General features: G+C 61.9%; 18 protein-coding genes. 12 read left to right on the top strand and 6 right to left on the bottom strand.

The window, feature by feature from the left end; all coding sequences use genetic code 11:
• The first annotated feature begins 154 nt into the window (after nucleotides 1-154).
• Nucleotides 155-1,567, top strand: coding sequence for an MATE family efflux transporter (locus AC02Y0_RS05115; protein ID WP_476382843.1), 1,413 nt, complete (start codon nucleotides 155-157; stop codon nucleotides 1,565-1,567).
• 36 nt (nucleotides 1,568-1,603) lie between these two features.
• Here AC02Y0_RS05115 and carA read toward each other — a convergent pair whose 3' ends face one another.
• Nucleotides 1,604-2,809 (bottom strand): glutamine-hydrolyzing carbamoyl-phosphate synthase small subunit, encoded by a 1,206-nt coding sequence (carA, locus tag AC02Y0_RS05120; RefSeq protein ID WP_102017987.1) that lies wholly within the window; start codon nucleotides 2,807-2,809, stop codon nucleotides 1,604-1,606.
• 316 nt (nucleotides 2,810-3,125) lie between these two features.
• Here carA and AC02Y0_RS05125 point away from each other — a divergent pair, with 316 nt between their 5' ends.
• Complete coding sequence (locus AC02Y0_RS05125) at nucleotides 3,126-3,578, top strand: GatB/YqeY domain-containing protein (RefSeq protein ID WP_476382844.1); 453 nt, start codon at nucleotides 3,126-3,128, stop codon at nucleotides 3,576-3,578.
• 50 nt (nucleotides 3,579-3,628) lie between these two features.
• On the opposite strand, the gene AC02Y0_RS05130 is transcribed toward AC02Y0_RS05125, so the two are convergent.
• Together AC02Y0_RS05130 and AC02Y0_RS05135 are read right to left on the bottom strand one after the other, a co-directional pair.
• Nucleotides 3,629-3,961: a BrnA antitoxin family protein gene (locus AC02Y0_RS05130; RefSeq protein WP_476382845.1), complete on the bottom strand. Its 333-nt coding sequence runs from the start codon at nucleotides 3,959-3,961 to the stop codon at nucleotides 3,629-3,631.
• Nucleotides 3,924-4,226, bottom strand: a complete 303-nt coding sequence (locus AC02Y0_RS05135; RefSeq protein WP_476382847.1) for a BrnT family toxin — start codon at nucleotides 4,224-4,226, stop codon at nucleotides 3,924-3,926. Before AC02Y0_RS05135 ends, AC02Y0_RS05130 begins: the two co-directional genes overlap by 38 nt.
• A gap of 147 nt (nucleotides 4,227-4,373) precedes the next feature.
• Between AC02Y0_RS05135 and dnaG the strand changes: the two genes are divergently transcribed.
• The 6 genes from dnaG (at nucleotide 4,374) to AC02Y0_RS05165 (ending at nucleotide 12,095) form a co-directional block, all read left to right on the top strand.
• A complete protein-coding gene (gene dnaG, locus AC02Y0_RS05140) occupies nucleotides 4,374-6,368 on the top strand; it encodes a DNA primase (protein ID WP_476382848.1) in 1,995 nt (664 codons plus the stop codon).
• An 81-nt stretch (nucleotides 6,369-6,449) separates the two neighbouring features.
• Entirely contained in the window at nucleotides 6,450-7,757 is a 1,308-nt protein-coding gene (locus tag AC02Y0_RS05145; RefSeq protein ID WP_476382849.1) for an adenylate/guanylate cyclase domain-containing protein, read from the top strand.
• Nucleotides 7,758-8,141: 384 nt separating this feature from the next.
• The gene (gene rpoD / locus AC02Y0_RS05150; protein WP_102017981.1) at nucleotides 8,142-10,205 is read left to right on the top strand and encodes an RNA polymerase sigma factor RpoD; all 2,064 of its coding nucleotides are present in this window, start codon (nucleotides 8,142-8,144) and stop codon (nucleotides 10,203-10,205) included.
• Between the two features lie 112 nt (nucleotides 10,206-10,317).
• Nucleotides 10,318-10,593 (top strand): AbrB/MazE/SpoVT family DNA-binding domain-containing protein, encoded by a 276-nt coding sequence (locus tag AC02Y0_RS05155; RefSeq protein ID WP_476382850.1) that lies wholly within the window; start codon nucleotides 10,318-10,320, stop codon nucleotides 10,591-10,593.
• Nucleotides 10,590-10,988 (top strand): type II toxin-antitoxin system VapC family toxin, encoded by a 399-nt coding sequence (locus AC02Y0_RS05160; protein WP_476382851.1) that lies wholly within the window; start codon nucleotides 10,590-10,592, stop codon nucleotides 10,986-10,988. The genes AC02Y0_RS05155 and AC02Y0_RS05160 overlap by 4 nt, the downstream gene beginning before the upstream one ends.
• 66 nt (nucleotides 10,989-11,054) lie before the next feature.
• The gene (locus AC02Y0_RS05165) at nucleotides 11,055-12,095 is read left to right on the top strand and encodes a DUF930 domain-containing protein (protein WP_476382852.1); all 1,041 of its coding nucleotides are present in this window, start codon (nucleotides 11,055-11,057) and stop codon (nucleotides 12,093-12,095) included.
• Nucleotides 12,096-12,107: 12 nt separating this feature from the next.
• On the opposite strand, the gene AC02Y0_RS05170 is transcribed toward AC02Y0_RS05165, so the two are convergent.
• Together AC02Y0_RS05170 and AC02Y0_RS05175 are read right to left on the bottom strand one after the other, a co-directional pair.
• Complete coding sequence (locus tag AC02Y0_RS05170; RefSeq protein WP_476382853.1) at nucleotides 12,108-13,256, bottom strand: amidohydrolase; 1,149 nt, start codon at nucleotides 13,254-13,256, stop codon at nucleotides 12,108-12,110.
• 72 nt (nucleotides 13,257-13,328) lie between these two features.
• On the bottom strand, nucleotides 13,329-13,928 hold the full coding sequence (locus tag AC02Y0_RS05175) for a LysE/ArgO family amino acid transporter (RefSeq protein ID WP_476382854.1): 600 nt from the start codon (nucleotides 13,926-13,928) through the stop codon (nucleotides 13,329-13,331).
• A gap of 87 nt (nucleotides 13,929-14,015) precedes the next feature.
• Here AC02Y0_RS05175 and AC02Y0_RS05180 point away from each other — a divergent pair, with 87 nt between their 5' ends.
• Both AC02Y0_RS05180 and AC02Y0_RS05185 read left to right on the top strand, forming a co-directional pair.
• Complete coding sequence (locus AC02Y0_RS05180; protein ID WP_476382855.1) at nucleotides 14,016-14,918, top strand: LysR family transcriptional regulator ArgP; 903 nt, start codon at nucleotides 14,016-14,018, stop codon at nucleotides 14,916-14,918.
• A gap of 74 nt (nucleotides 14,919-14,992) precedes the next feature.
• The gene (locus AC02Y0_RS05185) at nucleotides 14,993-15,373 is read left to right on the top strand and encodes a YybH family protein (RefSeq protein WP_476382856.1); all 381 of its coding nucleotides are present in this window, start codon (nucleotides 14,993-14,995) and stop codon (nucleotides 15,371-15,373) included.
• Between the two features lie 11 nt (nucleotides 15,374-15,384).
• On the opposite strand, the gene AC02Y0_RS05190 is transcribed toward AC02Y0_RS05185, so the two are convergent.
• Nucleotides 15,385-15,846: a heme-degrading domain-containing protein gene (locus AC02Y0_RS05190; protein ID WP_444559205.1), complete on the bottom strand. Its 462-nt coding sequence runs from the start codon at nucleotides 15,844-15,846 to the stop codon at nucleotides 15,385-15,387.
• Between the two features lie 104 nt (nucleotides 15,847-15,950).
• Here AC02Y0_RS05190 and AC02Y0_RS05195 point away from each other — a divergent pair, with 104 nt between their 5' ends.
• Together AC02Y0_RS05195 and AC02Y0_RS05200 are read left to right on the top strand one after the other, a co-directional pair.
• On the top strand, nucleotides 15,951-16,370 hold the full coding sequence (locus tag AC02Y0_RS05195) for a secondary thiamine-phosphate synthase enzyme YjbQ (protein ID WP_476382857.1): 420 nt from the start codon (nucleotides 15,951-15,953) through the stop codon (nucleotides 16,368-16,370).
• Nucleotides 16,371-16,522: 152 nt separating this feature from the next.
• Complete coding sequence (locus tag AC02Y0_RS05200; RefSeq protein ID WP_476382858.1) at nucleotides 16,523-16,891, top strand: hypothetical protein; 369 nt, start codon at nucleotides 16,523-16,525, stop codon at nucleotides 16,889-16,891.
• Nucleotides 16,892-16,994: the final 103 nt, after the last annotated feature.

Here is a 16,994-nt window from a genome sequence, read left to right on the forward strand (position 1 = left end):
ATGGCGGGTTTTCCATCAATAACTCTGATGTATCGCGCAAAAATTCTGCAACCTCGTGATTCCATCTTGCTGGAATGCGCGATGGCGCTTATCCCGTTGCGACATGCCGCTCGCCAGTATCCTGGAAGCGGCTTTTTTCGTTGAGATTATTGCCATGCACACCGACATCGCCTCGCTCGAAACCCACAGCCCTGCACCAACCGGTGCCGGCAGCTGGATGTCGCATATCCGTGCGACGCTCTCGCTCGGTATTCCCCTGATCGGGGCACAGCTGGCACAGCTCGGGATCCACACGACGGATGTCGTGATTGTCGGTCAGCTTGGGGCTGTGCCGCTCGCCGCCATGGTACTCGCCGGCCAGTTCTTCTTCACCATCTTCATCTTCGGCTCGGGCTTCTCCATGGCCGTCATGCCGATGGTGGCGCAGGCCTATGGCCGGGGTGACGTGGTGTCTGTGCGGCGCTCCATCCGCATGGGCATGTGGGTGTCGATCCTCTATGTGCTGCTGACGATGCCGCTGTTCTTCAAGGCGGAGGCGATCCTGCTTGCGCTTGGGCAAAAGCCTGAAGTCGCAGCACTTGCGGCCGGCTATGTCTTCATCATCCAGCTCGGTCTTTTGCCAGCGCTGCTCTTTGCGGTCCTGCGTGCGCTGGTCAGCGCGACCGGTCGGGCACGCATCGTGCTCTGGGTCACGCTCGGCATCCTCGTGCTCAACGCCATCCTCGCCTATGCGCTGGTGCTCGGGCATTTCGGCCTGCCGGCGCTCGGCATGACCGGTGCGGCGATCGTTGCCGTCATCGTGCAGTGGGTGAGCTTCGTGGCGATGGTCATCTACATACAGACCCGTGACGAGACGAAGCGCTATGAGCTCTTCATCCGTTTCTGGCGGCCGGACTGGCAGGCCTTTCGCGAGGTGCTGCATCTCGGCATGCCGATCAGCGTCACTGTGCTAGCTGAAGTGAGCCTGTTTAGCGCGGCTTCCCTGCTGATGGGCAGGATCGGGACGATCGAACTCGCCGCCCATGGCATCGCGCTGCAGCTCGCCTCGATCGCCTTCATGCTGCCGCTCGGATTGGCGCAAGCCGCAACCGTTCGGGTCGGTCTCGCCCATGGCCGCGGCAACTATCCGGAACTGGTGCGGGCGTCGATCACGGTGCTTGCCATTGCCGGACTGCTGTCGCTGGCGGGCGGGATCTTGTTCGTGATCGTGCCTGACCAGCTGTCGGCCGCATTCATCAACGAGAATGCCCCGGCCGCTGCCGAGGTGCTTGCCTATGCCGGACCGCTCGTCATGGTTGCGGGGCTGTTCCAGCTGGTCGACGGGTTGCAGGCAATTGCGGCTGGGCTGCTGCGGGGACTGAAGGATGCGCGGGTCCCAATGATACTGGCGCTCGTTTCCTACTGGCCGATCGGCTTTTTCCTCGCCTGGCTGATGGCCTTTCCGCTCGGAATTGGCGGGATCGGCATCTGGTACGGCTTCTGCCTCGGGCTTGCCAGTGCCGCGGTCATGCTCAGCCTGCGCTTCTATCTGAAGGTCCGGCATGAAATGCAAACGGCCCGGGGATGAACCCGGGCCGCCAATTTCGACTCTGATTGATTAGGCTCAGCGTTCGGCGAGTGCCGGTTCACCCTTCGTCTCGCGCACCATGTTGATGAAGCGGCGGAAGAGGTAGTGGCTGTCCTGCGGGCCCGGCGAAGCTTCCGGGTGGTGCTGCACGGAGAAGACCGGCTTGCCCTTGAGGCGCAGGCCGCAGTTGGTGCCGTCGAACAGGGAAACGTGAGTCTCTTCAACGCTTTCCGGCAGCGACTTCGAGTCGACTGCAAAGCCGTGGTTCATCGAGACGATCTCGACCTTGCCGGTGGTGAAGTCCTTGACCGGGTGGTTTGCGCCGTGATGGCCCTGGTGCATCTTTTCTGTCGTGCCGCCGAGTGCCAGGCCCAGCATCTGGTGGCCGAGGCAGATGCCGAAGAGCGGCTTGTCGCTCTTGACCAGGTTCTGGATGACCGGCACGGCATATTCGCCGGTGGCAGCCGGGTCGCCCGGGCCGTTCGACAGGAAGACGCCATCCGGGTTTAGCGCCAGGATATCTTCGGCCGAGGTCGTGGCGGGGACGACGGTGACTTTGCAGTCGAGGCCGGCGAAGAGGCGCAGGATGTTGCGCTTCACGCCGAAGTCGACGCAGACGATGTGATACTTGGCGTCAGCGGCGCCGAGCGTCGTGTGGCCTTCGGTCCAGGACCATGCCTTTTCGTCCCAGACGGAGGACTGGCCCGAGGTCGCGACCTTGGCGAGGTCGAGGCCGACGAGGCCACCCCAAGCCTTGGCTTCTGCCTTCAGAGCTTCCACGTCGAAGACGCCGTTCGGGTCATGGGCGATGACGGCGTTCGGGGCACCATTCTCGCGGATCCAGGCGGTCAGTGCGCGGGTATCGACGCCCGAGAGGCCGATGATGCCGCGGCTCTTCAGCCAGGCATCGAGATGGCTTGCGGAACGATAATTTGAAGGCTCCGTGATGTCGGCCTTGAAGATGGTGCCGACCGCGCCGTGGCGGGCAGCCGGCGTCAGGTCTTCGATGTCTTCGTCGTTGGTGCCGACATTGCCGATATGCGGGAAGGTGAAGGTGACGATCTGGCCGAGATAGGAGGGATCCGTAAGGATTTCCTCGTATCCTGTCAGTGCCGTGTTGAAGCAGACTTCCGCCTGAACCTTGCCCGTTGCGCCGATGCCGTGGCCTTCGATGACGGTGCCGTCGGCGAGAACGAGGAGGGCGGTCGGCTTGCGGGTCGTCCAGGGGGCTGTCGCGGTCATGGTCGTTCCTTGTTCGCCCGCGTCCCGGCCCCTTGTCGGAGCGGTATCGCAGGACCATTTATGTTGCAGATCGAGGGCGCGCGAAGTCGCGCGTTTTCAGCCCTGATGACAATTTGCGTGCAGGTGCCGAGCAATAGACATATCGCGTGGCGAGGTCAATTCCGGAGTTGCTTGGGGGCCTGATTTCCACCAAGCCATTTCAATGGTTTGCTCAATTCGTTTGCACTGCAGCACGCGTCTGGCTATGAGAACCACTTAACGAACACGGAAAAGCCACAATCACCGACGGTGAGACTGCGCTTCCACGGAGAAGAAAATGATACGCGACACGCTCGCCAACTCGCTGAAAGACTCACTGAAGGCCAAGGATGTCCGCCGGACCTCGACCGTTCGTCTGATCCAGACGGCGATCAAGGATCGCGACATTGCCAATCGCGGAACCGGCAAGGATCCCGTCACGGATGATGAGATCATGCTTATCCTGATGAAGATGATCAAACAGCGGGACGAGTCGGCCAAGATCTATGCCGACAACGACAGGCCGGAACTCGCCGCGCAAGAGCGCGAGGAAATCGTCATCATCAAGTCCTTCATGCCTGAGCAGTTGCCCGACGACAAAGTGCGCGAACTCTGTGCGGCCGTGATTTCCGAAACGGGTGCCCAGGGCCTGCGCGACATGGGCAAGTGCATCAGCACGCTGAAAGAGCGCTATTCCGGTCAGATGGACTTCGGCAAGGCTTCGGGCGTGGTCAAGGACCTGCTCAAGTAAGCTGTTTGCCTATCGCTTTGCGGCGCCGCCCTCGGGCGGCGTCTTGCGTTTCAGGGCTTGGAGCGCTTCTGCTCGTCGACGAAGTGGCGCAGGACCGCATTGATCCGGGTCTGGTAGCCCTTGCCGGTCGCCTGGAAGAAATCGATGATGTCGGGGTCGAGGCGGATGGAGATCGCCTTCTTCCTGTCCGGGATGACCATCTTGGCCTTGGACCAGTCAATGTCCATGTGATCCTTCCAGTCGGGATCGTCGCGCATGGCGCGCTCGATATCCTCGTCCGTCATGGCATCGACGCGGGCCCAGTCGGTTTGACTCTTTTCCCCGCGCGCTCGCTTTTCCAAAATTTCAGCGATTGTAGTGCGCGTGATATTCTCTTCGCTCATTTTTTCTCGCAACGCGTGCGGAGATGATCCGGCAGGCGTTTCCTCTCATGGTGTAGACTGCTGTAATCAATCGGCCGCTTTCCGGGCATGTCGCAAGGATGCGATGCTCCCCGTTGGTCACGGACAAAGTCTCAAGGCGAGGCCCGGCCAGAGCCAAAACAACATCGTCGAAATCAATCCCGTGCTTATGGCGATTGATGATCCGTTTAGCCTCGTCCCATTCGAAGGCCCATTCTTCCTGCGGAATGTCGTCCAGGCTTCGCATGGTCGAGGCTCTCAAAGTCTATAGTCAAGACTGTATATACAGATGTCACAACAATCAACCTCTGTGAATAACGGGCACTGCGCGCGAAAGCCTTGGCGCTTCATGACGGCGGCGCCTATATGGAGGATCAGCTTCCCAGGGATACAGATGCGTTTTTCCAGCGACTTCCTCGACGAGATCCGTGACCGCGTGCCGATTTCGGCCGTCGTCGGTCGCCGCGTGACGTGGGATCGGAAGAAAACCAACGTGTCGCGGCAGGACTATTGGGCCTGCTGCCCCTTTCATGGCGAGAAGAGCCCGAGCTTCCACTGTGAGGATCGCAAGGGTCGGTATCACTGCTTCGGCTGCGGCGTGTCGGGTGACCATTTCCGCTTTTTGACGGATCTCGAAGGCTTGAGCTTCGTCGAGGCGGTACAGCAGGTCGCCGACATGGCCGGCATTTCCATGCCGCAGCCCGATCCGCAGGCGGAACGCCGCGAGCGGGAACGCACGACGCTGCAAGACGTCATGGAAATGGCGACGCAGTTCTTCCAGGATCAGTTGCAGACGGCGAGTGGGGCGAGGGCGCGGGCCTATCTGCGCGAACGCGGGCTATCCGGCCGTACTATCGAGACGTTTCGGCTTGGCTATGCGCCGGAGAGCCGCAATGCGCTGAAGGAGTATCTGGCATCCAAGGGCGTACCGAAGGAGCAGATCGAGGCCTGCGGGCTTGTCGTGCACGGGCCGGATATTCCCGTCTCCTATGACCGCTTCCGTGACCGCATCATGTTTCCGATCCTGTCGTCCCGCGACAAGGTCATCGCCTTCGGTGGTCGCGCCATGGCGGCGGATGCCATGGCGAAGTATCTCAACTCCAACGAGACCGAGCTCTTCCACAAGGGTAATGTTCTCTACAATTTCTCGCGCGCTCGCCGAGCGATGCAGGGAGCGGATGGGGCCGATACGCTGATTGCCGTCGAAGGCTATATGGATGTGATCGCGCTCTATCAGGCGGGCATCGAGAATGCCGTGGCGCCGCTCGGTACGGCACTGACCGAAAACCAGCTGCAGCTGATGTGGAAGACGACGCCGGTGCCGGTGCTCTGCTTCGATGGCGATGGTGCCGGCCAGCGGGCGGCTTTTCGGGCCGTCGATCTGGCGCTGCCGCATATCAAGCCTGGCCAGTCGCTGCGCTTTGCTATGCTGCCTGACGGCAAGGATCCGGACGATCTCGTCAAGCGTGATGGACGCCAGCCCTTCGATCGGGTGCTGTCAGAGGCGCGGCCGCTGGCCGAGATGGTCTGGATGCGCGAGACGCAGGGTGGCGGTTTCGATACGCCGGAAAAGCGTGCGGAACTCGAAGCCAAGCTGAAGCAGATCGTCAACGTCATCGGCGACGAGAATGTGCGGCGCCATTACCAGCAGGATGTGCGGGACCGGCTCTACGGCTTCTTCCAGAGCGCCCAGCCCGGGCGAGGTGAACGTGGCAATTTCCAGGGTGGCGGCCGTGGACAGGGGCAGGGTGCGCGCAATGGCGGACGGCCTCCAGGGCCGGTTGCCTCGAGCCGCGGGACGATTTCCGACCGACTGGCGCGTTCCGGGCTTGTGCGTGGTGCGCTCGATCAGCCGACCCTGCGCGAGAGCGTGCTGGCGCTCACCATCGTCAACCATCCGCAATTGCTCGAAGACGAGTATGACGAGATTGCTGCCATCGACTATGAACATGTCGGCTTGCAGAAGCTTTGGTCATCGCTTCTGACGGCGGTTGCTGAAGCCGGTGCGTCGCTGACACGCGAGGTCCTGATACAGAAGCTGGAGGCCCATGGTCACGGCACGCTGCTGCGCGGTCTCGATCAGCAGATCCGAAATGCCCGGCTCTGGATCGCAACCGAGATCGCCGCTTCCGAAGACGCGCGGGAGGGGTATGGTCAGGCTCTCGCCCTCTACAAGCGGGCGCGGGCGCTGAAGCGCCAGCGCATGGAGCTCGAGCGTGAGATCGCCGAGGCGACCGAGACAGATGATGCCGGCCGCATCGAGCAGGTGATCAGCGCGCTGCACGAGGTTCAGCTCGAGGTTGCGCGAATGGAAAACCAGGAGGCGATCATCGACGGCTTCGGCGTGATGTCCGGTCGCGTCAAGGGACCGGCGACGGGACACGGCTGATATAATCGTTTGCATAAATCTGTTGCACTGCGGCGGCAAATAGGGGATTCAGGTCTTGTTCCATGGCTGCCGGAAGCAAGAGTGTCGCAGGACGAGTTCGATTTCATAGCCCGCAACGGGCGAAAATTCCGATCGTTCTGGCGATTGCCGAATGCGGTCTGGTGGGTGGCTCGGATCGGGACGTCAGGTTATCCACCGCGCGTGCGCCGCAGGCTTGCGGTGACCAATGTGATCTCGGCCATGGTCAGCCTGATGACCATTCCCTACATCCTGATCTACGCCTTCTACGACTGGTATGGTCTTTTGCCTGCCATTATCGCGTTTTCGCCGCAGATCGTGCTCTATGCGGTCACGCCCTTTTTCCATCGCTTCGGGCCAACGTCTGCCGCACTTTACCTCTGCAGTATCTGGCTGATCTTCGGGATCGGCTACTGCATGTTCTTTGGCCGGGAGTCCGGGCTGCATTTCTATTTTCTGCCGGGGGCTGCGGCCTCGATGCTGGTTTTCGGACCGGAGCGCCTCGTCCTCTCCGCCTGCGTGACGATCGCTGCGATCATTGCCTTCCTGCTGACGGAGGTGGTGTTCGTTGCGCCGCTTGATTTCATTCAGGTCGAGCCATTGTTCCTGGATGCGCTCTACTATCTTACGGTTCCCTTTGCCTTTCTCTTGATCTTCACGACGTCCTATTTCGCTTTCAAGGAGGCTTCCCAGGCGGAGATGGCGCTCGAATCGGAGCATGAGTTTTCCGAGCGGCTGCTTCAGAATATTCTTCCGCATGCGGTCGCCATGCGCCTTCGGGATCACGGCACGCAACTCGTAGCCGACCAGATCCCGTCTGCGACGATCCTGTTTGCCGATATCGTCGATTTCACGCCGCGAGCCGCGCGCTGGGAGCCGCAGCAGGTCATCGCGTTCTTGAGCCGCGTGTTCAGCCAGTTCGATGCGATCGCCAGCGCGCATGGGCTCGAAAAGATCAAGACGATCGGCGATGCCTATATGGTGGCCGGCGGGTTGCCTGAGCCGCAGCCGGATCACGAGGCGGCGGTGGCGCTGATGGCGCTCGATCTTCTCGCCTGTTGTCGGGGGATCTCGGAACAGGTGGGCGAACCGGTCGAGCTGCGGATCGGGCTCGACACGGGTCCGGTGGTGGCCGGTGTGATCGGGCCGAACAAGCTGCTTTACGATGTCTGGGGTGATACGGTGAACACAGCGGCACATATGGAATCACATGGCGTTGCCAGCCGCATCCAGGTTGCCGACTGTCTGAAGACGAGGCTTGAGGACCGTTTCGATTTCGAGCTTCGGGGCAATATCGAGGTCAAGGGCAAGGGGGCGATGCGAGTCTGGTTTCTGACTGGCGTGAAGGCCGAGGTCGCTGCCTCTCTCTGACGGCAGGCTTGCGGGCGGTTGCCCCTTGTTTCTGGTGCGTCACGTCCTACATCTGCGAAGATCGGTGATAAAGGCGCCGTAATACGGCTTGTTTTGTTGATTTTCCCGATCCAGCCTGCGGAAAGGCTTGACGTCAGGAAAAATTGTGGGAATCACCAATCCAAGCACACAAGGGTGAAGTGGGTTCGGACGGATCTCTGGTATGATGACCGGTCATGCAGACAATCAAGGTTTCGGGGCTGTGACCGCATTGCCCATAGTTAATCAGGAATTAAGCAACACTCCGTTAGGTCAGTGACAGCTATCCGCCCGGGTGAGTGGTCCGTCTCCCATTCCTCAGGCGACCAGCAGCATGATCAGACGTCAGGGAAAGCGACAAGATAAATGGCATCGAAAGTCAAAGAAAACGAAGAAGCCGACGGCGAACGCGACGGCGCGACGGACGGTCCGCTTCTCGATCTTTCCGATGACGCGGTCAAAAAGATGATCAAAGCCGCGAAAAAGCGCGGCTATGTCACCATGGATGAATTGAATTCGGTTCTGCCGTCCGAGGAAGTGACCTCGGAGCAGATCGAAGACACCATGGCCATGCTTTCCGACATGGGCATCAACGTCATCGAAGACGAAGACGTTGATGAGCCGGCTGCTGCCGAAGAGAGCGATGACGAGGACGGCGAAAGCGAGGGCGGCGAGCTCGCACCTTCCGCCGGTACTGCCGTTGCCACTGCCAAGAAGAAAGAGCCGACCGATCGTACCGACGACCCGGTGCGCATGTATCTGCGCGAAATGGGTTCCGTCGAGCTTCTGTCGCGCGAAGGCGAAATTGCCATCGCCAAGCGCATCGAGGCCGGCCGCGAGACGATGATCTCTGGGCTCTGTGAGAGCCCGCTGACGTTCCAGGCGCTGATCATCTGGCGCGACGAACTCAACGAAGGTACGACGCTGCTGCGCGAGATCATCGATCTCGAAACCACCTATTCCGGTCCGGAAGCCAAGGCTGCTCCGCAGTTCCAGTCTCCTGAAAAGATCGAGGCTGACCGCAAGGCTGCCGAAGAGAAGGAAAAGGAGCGCGCCAAGCGCCGTCCGCAGGCTGCCTCCGGTGACGACGACGACATCACCGCCATTGGCGGCGAAGGCATGCCGCCGGAAGAAGAGGAAGAGGACGAGGACGAATCGAACCTGTCGCTGGCCGCGATGGAATCGGAACTGCGTCCGCAGGTCATGGAGACCCTCGACCTCATCGCCGACACCTACAAGAAGCTGCGCAAGCTGCAGGACCAGCAGGTGGAGGCACGTCTTGCCTGTGCCGGCACGCTGTCGTCTGGCCAGGAGCGCCGCTACAAGGAGCTGAAGGATCAGCTGATCACGGCCGTCAAGTCGCTGTCGCTGAACCAGAACCGCATCGACAGCCTTGTCGAGCAGCTCTACGACATCTCCAAGCGTCTGATGCAGAACGAGGGACGCCTTCTGCGTCTCGCCGAGAGCTATGGCGTCAAGCGCGAAGCCTTCCTCGAGCAGTATCAGGGTGCCGAACTCGACCCGAACTGGATGAAGTCTGTTGCCAACCTGTCCGGCCGTGGCTGGAAGGAATTCGCCAAGGAAGAATATCAGACGATCCGCGATATCAGGGGCGAGATCCAGAACCTCGCCACCGAAACCGGCATCTCGATCGCCGAATTCCGTCGCATCGTGTCGATGGTCCAGAAGGGCGAGCGCGAAGCGCGCATCGCCAAGAAGGAAATGGTCGAGGCGAACCTGCGTCTCGTCATCTCGATCGCCAAGAAGTACACGAACCGCGGCTTGCAGTTCCTGGACCTGATCCAGGAAGGCAATATCGGCCTGATGAAGGCGGTCGACAAGTTCGAGTATCGCCGCGGTTACAAGTTCTCGACCTATGCGACTTGGTGGATCCGTCAGGCGATCACGCGTTCGATCGCCGACCAGGCCCGTACGATCCGTATTCCGGTGCACATGATCGAGACGATCAACAAGATCGTCCGCACATCGCGCCAGATGCTGCACGAAATCGGTCGCGAGCCGACGCCGGAAGAACTGGCCGAGAAGCTTGCCATGCCACTCGAAAAGGTCCGCAAGGTCCTGAAGATCGCCAAGGAGCCGATCTCGCTCGAAACCCCCGTGGGTGACGAAGAGGATTCGCATCTGGGCGATTTCATCGAAGACAAGAACGCGCTTCTGCCGATCGATGCCGCCATCCAGGCTAACCTGCGCGAAACGACAACCCGCGTTCTGGCATCGCTCACGCCGCGTGAAGAGCGCGTGCTGCGCATGCGCTTCGGCATCGGCATGAACACCGACCATACGCTCGAAGAAGTCGGCCAGCAGTTCTCGGTTACCCGCGAACGTATCCGTCAGATCGAAGCGAAGGCGCTGCGCAAGCTGAAGCACCCGAGCCGCAGCCGCAAGCTGCGGAGCTTCCTGGACAGCTAAGCTGGACATGGATGTCTGACATCATGACCCGTCGGAGTGATCCGGCGGGTTTTTTGTTACGCCGCTTGCTCGTAAGGTTAATTCGCCTTACTCTGTGTAAGAGGAGCGTTCGATGACAAGATTGAGCATCACATCTAAGGGTCAGGTCACCTTGCGCAGGGAAGTTCTGCAGCACTTGGGTTTGCGGCCGGGTGACAAAGTTGCCGTCGACCTGCTTCCCGATGGACGGGCGGCGCTATCCGCTGTGCGACGCGAAGGAAGCTTTCGCGATTTGGCGGATGTCCTCAACGGGCGCACGAATGGTCGCAAGTTGTCGCTGGATGAGCTGGATGAAGCGATCGCTGAGGCTGCAGCCGCTTCCGGCGACGTTTCCAGATCGCCGAAATGAAAATCGTTGCTGACACCAATGTCCTTCTTCGTGCGATCGTCGGCGACGACCCTGCGCAAGCGCAGGTAGCGCTCGATACACTGGCTGGGGCAGAGATGGTTGCTATCTCCCCGCAAGTCCTTTGTGAACTGGTTTGGGTTCTCGATCGGAGCTACGGGGTCCTGAGGGCTGACATTGCGACTGTCGTTCGAGGTTTGCTCGACACGAAAAACGTGGTTGTCGACGGCGCTCTTGTGCAAAGCGGTCTGGCAATGCTGGAAGCCGGGGGTGACTTCGCCGACGGTGTCATCGCTTTTTCCGGTCGGATGATGGGAGGCGAGCAGTTTGTGTCGTTCGACCGGAAGGCTGTCCGCATTCTCGCGGAGCGCGGCGTGGAAGCGTTGTTGCTTTCGTGATCACACGATCCGCATTCTGAACATTCCGCCTCCCTTTTCGCCGCAATCGTCGTTATGGATCACGCCATGACGGAAACGAGGAAGACAGGCTGGCGGCGTCTCGGCGGCGGGATGACGATTTCCCTGCTGCTGCACGCGCTTGCAGTGGCGGTTTTTCTGTTGAGTTTCGACAGCCCTGTCGATCTTGCCGAAGAGGAGCCGGCCATCGAGGTGACGCTGGTTGCGCCGCCGGAGGAGCCGGAGCCAGAGCCTGAGTCGCCGGCGCCGGAACCGGAGCAAACGGAAGAGGCCGCCGCACCAGAGCCTGAGGCGCAGCCACCTGCGCCGGAGCCTGAGGTCGAGCCGCAGCCAGAACCAAAGCCAGAACCAGAACCAGAAGCGCCTGTCCCGGCACCAGAAGTGCCGGAGCCGGAGGTGCCGGATGCAGCCCAGGTGCCCATCCCCGTTTTGAGGCCGGTGGTCCGATTCGGTGAGCAGGACCAAGGGCCGGAACTCTCGCGCGGCACTGAGGCTGAACCCGAGGCAGCGGAGGAGGCGACCGCCCCAGCGGAAGCTGAAACCGAGGAAGCTGCACCAACCGTTGCGCAGCCGGAGATCACTTTGCCGGAAGCACCGCCTGTCGAGACGGAGGTTGCCGAAGCGGCTGATGTGACGAGTGAGACCAGCGGCGAAGCGGAAACCTCGGCTACCCCGCAACCGTCGAATCTGCCGTCGGAGGCGGCGCTCCAGGAGGCGCAACTTGAGCCGCGCGAGGTGACGGAGTTGTTTTCTTCCGCCATCTCCGGCGACCAGGCTGCGATGACCGCCATGGCCGGGCTCACGCGGCAGGAGCGCGGCGATCAGCTTTGCGGTACTGAACTCAGCCAGCAGCTTCGCAACGGCAGCCCGGCCTATGTGCCCTATCTCCTGCCGATCCTGCGTCTGAAGGACGGCAATGTGGTGGATGTACCGCTCGCGGCCTTCCGTGACATCAACGGCGCCTGGATCAACATTGCCGTGCGCTGTGAAGTCGATGACGATGCCACACAGGTGGTGCGCTTCTCGCTCTCGATTGGAAAGACCGTGCCTCGCACCGAATGGGCCGAGCGTGGCTTTCCCGATACGTGACGGCGGAGCCGCTTAGCCCAAGCCCTTCCGGATCACCGCCATGAAGACCCGGGCGCCGATGGTGGTCAGGTCATCCGGATAGTCGTAGTCGGGATTGTGCAGGGCAGGGTGTTTCTCACCGGCGCCGAGGAAGAACATCGCCGAGGGGCAGATAGCGCGCAGGCGGCCGAAGTCTTCCGATGCGCGCATCGGCAGGGTTCCTTCGTCGAACCGCACACCCTCTGACGTCAGTGCCTCTTCAAGATGGGCAACGGCCTCCGGTGCGTTTTCGCAGTGGAAGAAGATGTCGTGGTAGCTGATGGCGTGCTCAAGGCTGGCTTCCCGTGCCGCCTCGACCACCAGCTGTTCCGCGTTCTCGCAAAGCTCGGCCATGCGATCGTCGATGAGGGTGCGGAGCGTCACCCAGATTTCTGCGTCGCCCGGGGCAATGCCGAAGGCCTGTTCGCCGAGAGAGGCGTGGGTGACGGTTGCGAGCGTGAAGTCTGTCGCGGGTGGCGCGCCGTTCGAGAGCGCCGTCAGCGCCGGCATGAGTTTCGACACCGCGGCCATGGGCGAGAGACCGGTTTCCGGCTGGGAGGCATGGGCCGTCTTGCCAGATAGCTGGATCTTCATGCCGCGCGATGCGCAGTTCACCGGTCCACTCTTCAGCGCGACGGTGCCGAAGGCAAGACCCGGCATGTTGTGCAGCGAATAGGCGAAGTCAGGGCGGATCTCGGCGAATCGCGGGTCTGCGAGCACGGCTGCTGCACCGCTGCCGTCCTCCTCGGCCGGCTGCCAGAGCAGCACGACACGGCCCCGGGCAATCGGCTGTCGCGACAGGCCGGTCGCCAATGCCAGAAGGATGGTCGAGTGACCGTCATGGCCGCACAGATGGCCTTTACCAGCGATGGTCGAGCGGTGATCCGCTTCCGATTTTTCCTCGATCGGCAGGGCGTCGAGCTCGGCGCGGAAGAGCAGGGTGGGGCCGGGCTCCTTGCTTTCGAAGACCGCTGCCACGCCGTGGCCACCAAGCTCGGTCAGGAGTTTCGACGGTGCGAGGGGACGCAGCGCTACCACGACCCGGCGCGCCGTATCACGCTCTTCGCCCGAGACTTCCGGGTGTCGGTGCAGGTCATGCCGGAAGGCTTGAAGCTCCACCACGTCACGGTTGGTCAGGAACATGCGCATCGTCTCCCCTTGTTCGATCCGGTGTTTACATCAATCAGCCGGGTCCCCCAAGGGGAGCTGCGGGCCTCAGAGCAGGAGCTTGACCGCAATCGAAGCCATCACGAGCGCAATGACCCCATCGAGCACACGCCATGCCATGGGCTTTTCAAACAGCGGGGCGAGGAGGCGGGCACCGTAACCGAGGCTGAAGAAGAAGCAGAAGGATGCCGTCATGGCGCCCAGGGCGAATGCGACCTCGTGGCCGGCATAGCGGGTCGAGATCGAGCCCAGCAGGACGACGGTGTCGAGATAGACATGTGGGTTGAGCCAGGTGAAGGCGAGGCAGGTCAAGAGCGCGGTGCGCAGGCCCGTTGCCGTCGTGTCGCCGGCGCGCATGCTGTTGCCACCCGTCCAGGCGGAATGAGCGCTGCGCAGCGCATAGGCGAAGAGAAAGGCCGCACCGCCATAGCGGAGCGCCGGCTCGAGCCAATCGAGGCGTGACAGTACGGTTGCGAAGCCCGCAACACCGGCTGCGATCAGGATTGCGTCCGAGATGGCGCAGGTCAGCACGAGTGGCAACACATGCTCGCGGCGCAGCCCCTGGCGCAGGATGAAGGCATTCTGGGCACCGATCGCGACGATCAGGCTGAGCCCGAGGAAAAAACCGGCAGTGGCTGCAAGCACCATGTTGAACTCTCCTGAGATGCCGCTTTGACTAACCAGGGCCTTCTCATTAGGAAAGGTAATAATCCTAATCCTGCATAAGGGTTGCTAATGTTTGACCCGGCCCAACTCTCTGCTCTGTCTGCGGTGCTCCGAACGGGCAGCTTTGAGCGTGCGGCCCAGACGCTGCATGTCACGCAGTCGGCGATTTCCCAGCGGGTACGCCAACTGGAGGAACAGGTCGGTACTTCGCTGATCATCCGGTCGCAGCCCTGCCGGGCGACGGAGGCCGGGGAAAGGCTGTTCCGCCATGCCGAGGAGTTGCGCCTGCTGGAGCAGGGCGTGCGCCGGGATCTCGGTCTCTCATCGAAAACGGGCGGGGAGACGGGCGCTTGGCCGACACTGCGGCTTGCGGTGAATGCCGACAGTCTCGCCACATGGTTCATCCCGGCGATGGCGGCGGTGAACGGCGTGCTGTTCGATCTTGTCATCGACGACCAGGATCACAGTGCCGAATGGCTGCAGCGCGGTGATGTGCGGGCGGCGATCAGCGGGTCGCCGAAACCGGTGCAGGGCTGCGATTGCCGGCCACTGGGGGCGCTGCGCTATCTGGCGACGGCAAGTCCTGCCTTTGTCGAACGCTGGTTCGGACATGAGGAAGTTACCGCGGCCAAGTTGAAGGATGCGCCCGTGATCACCTTCAATGCCAAGGACCGGCTCCAGACCCGCTGGGCCGAGAAGGCGCTCGGGGTTGGGGTTGCCGGCCCGTCCCACTGGCTGCCGTCGAGCCATGCTTTTGTCGATGCCGCGATTGCCGGTCTTGGTTGGGGCATGAACCCGGAACCCCTGGCCGCTGACGCCTTGTCCGATGGGCGGCTAAGGGAGTTGATGCCGGGAAACCCGCTCGACGTGCCGCTCTACTGGCATGTGAGCCGCACTGTCGCCACGGCGATGAAGCCGGTCACGGAGGCCGTGCTGCAGGCCGCGAGTGGCGTGCTGCGCCCCCTTGGATGAGGCACTCTAGCGGCTTGTCCAGACTTGCCACGGCCGATGCCGGGCCTATGTTCAAAACAAAGAAGGAGAGGCCCATGTCATTGGAAGACCAGACACTTGCCGTCATCGATGCCCTCAATCGGCACGACTTCGACGCGCTTCTCCCGATGTTCGCGGAGGAGGCGGTGCTCGACCTTCCCGACGGTATCAGGGTGATCGGGCATGCGTCCTTTCGGGATACGCTGGCGGCCTATGTGCTCCGCCACGGCATCACGCTGTCGGACCATGTCGTGATGACCGACCGGGCGGGTTTCCGGGTTGCGGTCGAATGTACGCTCAACGGCTCTGATCGCCGCGATGTGGAAGGCGGTCCCTCGGGAGACCAGGGGCCATATGCCTTGCCAGCGTTTCTGGTGCTGGAGCGCGAGAATGATCTCTTCTCGCGTCTCAGTCTGTTTGCAGGCGCCCGTCCCTAAGGCCGTAGAACTCAGCTTTGGCCGAGATAGGCTTCGAGGACGGTCACGATCATCGCGTGGTCTTCCTCTGATTTCAGGCCGGAGACGGTGATCGCCGCGACCACGCCGGTGCCCGCGACCCTGACGGGGAAGCTGCCGCCATGGTCCGCGTATTCCATGGGATCCAGGCCGATTTCGGAAGACACGCTGCGACCACGGGCGCGGTTAAGTTCGCCGACGCGCAGTGAGGCCTTGTGCATGCGCAGCGTCACATTGCTCTTGCGGCGGGCCCAATGGTCGTTATCCGGTGAGGCGCCGGGCAGGGCGGCATGAAACAGGGTGCGGTCCGGGGTGCGGATGTCGATGACCACGGGCGCCTTTTCTGACAGCGCGAGATCCACCAGACGGCGGCCGACCTCGAAGGCCACCAACTCGTCGAAGCTCTTGAAAACGAGCTGGGTTTCCTGTCTTTCGATGGTTTCGATCAGGCTCATCGGTGCGTGGTCCTCCGTTTTTCGGCCGGAGACTACAGAGGTCGGCCGGGGCTGGCTAGGGGCGGCGGCGCAGCTTTCCCCGGCGCAGGAGAAAGGTTTTACACATGGCGATGATGCGAGTGGCAGTCTCCACCCACGGGCAAGGCCTGTACGAGTTTACCCAGTCTGTTCGGGAGTTTTTGCGAGAGAGCGCAGCGGAGGAGGAGGGCGTGATGACGGTCTTCGTACGCCACACCTCGTGCTCTCTGCTGATCCAGGAAAATGCCGATCCTTCGGTGCAGACGGATCTCAAGGCATTTTTCCGCCGCCTCGTGCCGCCGACGACGGATCCGGCGATGGATTTCATCACGCATCGTGACGAGGGGCCTGACGACATGCCGGCCCATATCAAGGCAGCCCTCTTGCCGGTCTCGCTCTCTGTCCCCTTTGCCGATCGGCGCTTGCTGCTCGGTACTTGGCAGGGGATCTACCTCTTCGAGCACCGCGACAGCCCCCATCGCCGCGAAGTCGTCCTGCATGTCTGACGCCTCGAACCGGCTTGTGGTGACTAGGTGAACACTTGCTGAATACGGGATTCGGACTGCATTCAGGCGGCCGCTTCTACTCTCACATCAATCGCTTTCAACGGCGGGATGGAAACGACGGCGCAAGGATGCGCCTTTCAAGGAGAGAGAACATGTTCGGCATGCTTCGCAAAATCGGTCTTGCTGCCCTCGTCTCGGTCATGGCGACCACGGGCGTCGCGTCCACCGCATCCGCCGACAGCTTCGGCTGGGGCGTCTATATCGACGGTCCGCGCCATGGCGGCCCCGGCTGGGATCGCCCCGGCCGTGGCCCGGGCTGGGATGGCCCGGGTCGTGACCGTCCGCACCGCGGCGAGTGCCGTCCGCACCACGCCGTCGAGAAGGCCCGCTGGAACGGCCTGCGTCGTGCCTTCGTCGCCGATGTGACGCCGCGTCGCGTAGTGGTCGCCGGTGTTCGCCACGGCGGCCGCGACCGGATGGTCTTCGCCAATGTCCGCGGCTGCCCGGTCATCCGCTACTGATGAGGAATGGCTGCGGAGCCGGACGGCTTTCGCCCTGAGGCTCGAGCCTTGATCGCCCGCCGCCCGGGCCATGCAGAATGGGGCCAGACAAGACCCCGGCTGC

This window comes from Allorhizobium sp. nf9_anc (assembly GCF_056323085.1).

Bases quoted from the DNA above. Each gene is read 5' to 3' on its own strand.
- carA (WP_102017987.1), bottom strand. From the start codon at position 2,809: ATGACCGCGACAGCCCCCTGGACGACCCGCAAGCCGACCGCCCTCCTC.
- AC02Y0_RS05190 (WP_444559205.1), bottom strand. From the start codon at position 15,846: ATGAGCCTGATCGAAACCATCGAAAGACAGGAAACCCAGCTCGTTTTC.
- AC02Y0_RS05135 (WP_476382847.1), bottom strand. From the start codon at position 4,226: ATGCGAAGCCTGGACGACATTCCGCAGGAAGAATGGGCCTTCGAATGG.
- AC02Y0_RS05165 (WP_476382852.1), top strand. From the start codon at position 11,055: ATGACGGAAACGAGGAAGACAGGCTGGCGGCGTCTCGGCGGCGGGATG.
- AC02Y0_RS05160 (WP_476382851.1), top strand. From the start codon at position 10,590: ATGAAAATCGTTGCTGACACCAATGTCCTTCTTCGTGCGATCGTCGGC.
- dnaG (WP_476382848.1), top strand. From the start codon at position 4,374: ATGCGTTTTTCCAGCGACTTCCTCGACGAGATCCGTGACCGCGTGCCG.
- AC02Y0_RS05170 (WP_476382853.1), bottom strand. From the start codon at position 13,256: ATGTTCCTGACCAACCGTGACGTGGTGGAGCTTCAAGCCTTCCGGCAT.
- AC02Y0_RS05175 (WP_476382854.1), bottom strand. From the start codon at position 13,928: ATGGTGCTTGCAGCCACTGCCGGTTTTTTCCTCGGGCTCAGCCTGATC.
- AC02Y0_RS05180 (WP_476382855.1), top strand. From the start codon at position 14,016: ATGTTTGACCCGGCCCAACTCTCTGCTCTGTCTGCGGTGCTCCGAACG.
- AC02Y0_RS05115 (WP_476382843.1), top strand. From the start codon at position 155: ATGCACACCGACATCGCCTCGCTCGAAACCCACAGCCCTGCACCAACC.
- rpoD (WP_102017981.1), top strand. From the start codon at position 8,142: ATGGCATCGAAAGTCAAAGAAAACGAAGAAGCCGACGGCGAACGCGAC.
- AC02Y0_RS05185 (WP_476382856.1), top strand. From the start codon at position 14,993: ATGTCATTGGAAGACCAGACACTTGCCGTCATCGATGCCCTCAATCGG.
- AC02Y0_RS05125 (WP_476382844.1), top strand. From the start codon at position 3,126: ATGATACGCGACACGCTCGCCAACTCGCTGAAAGACTCACTGAAGGCC.
- AC02Y0_RS05155 (WP_476382850.1), top strand. From the start codon at position 10,318: ATGACAAGATTGAGCATCACATCTAAGGGTCAGGTCACCTTGCGCAGG.
- AC02Y0_RS05195 (WP_476382857.1), top strand. From the start codon at position 15,951: ATGGCGATGATGCGAGTGGCAGTCTCCACCCACGGGCAAGGCCTGTAC.
- AC02Y0_RS05200 (WP_476382858.1), top strand. From the start codon at position 16,523: ATGTTCGGCATGCTTCGCAAAATCGGTCTTGCTGCCCTCGTCTCGGTC.
- AC02Y0_RS05130 (WP_476382845.1), bottom strand. From the start codon at position 3,961: ATGAGCGAAGAGAATATCACGCGCACTACAATCGCTGAAATTTTGGAA.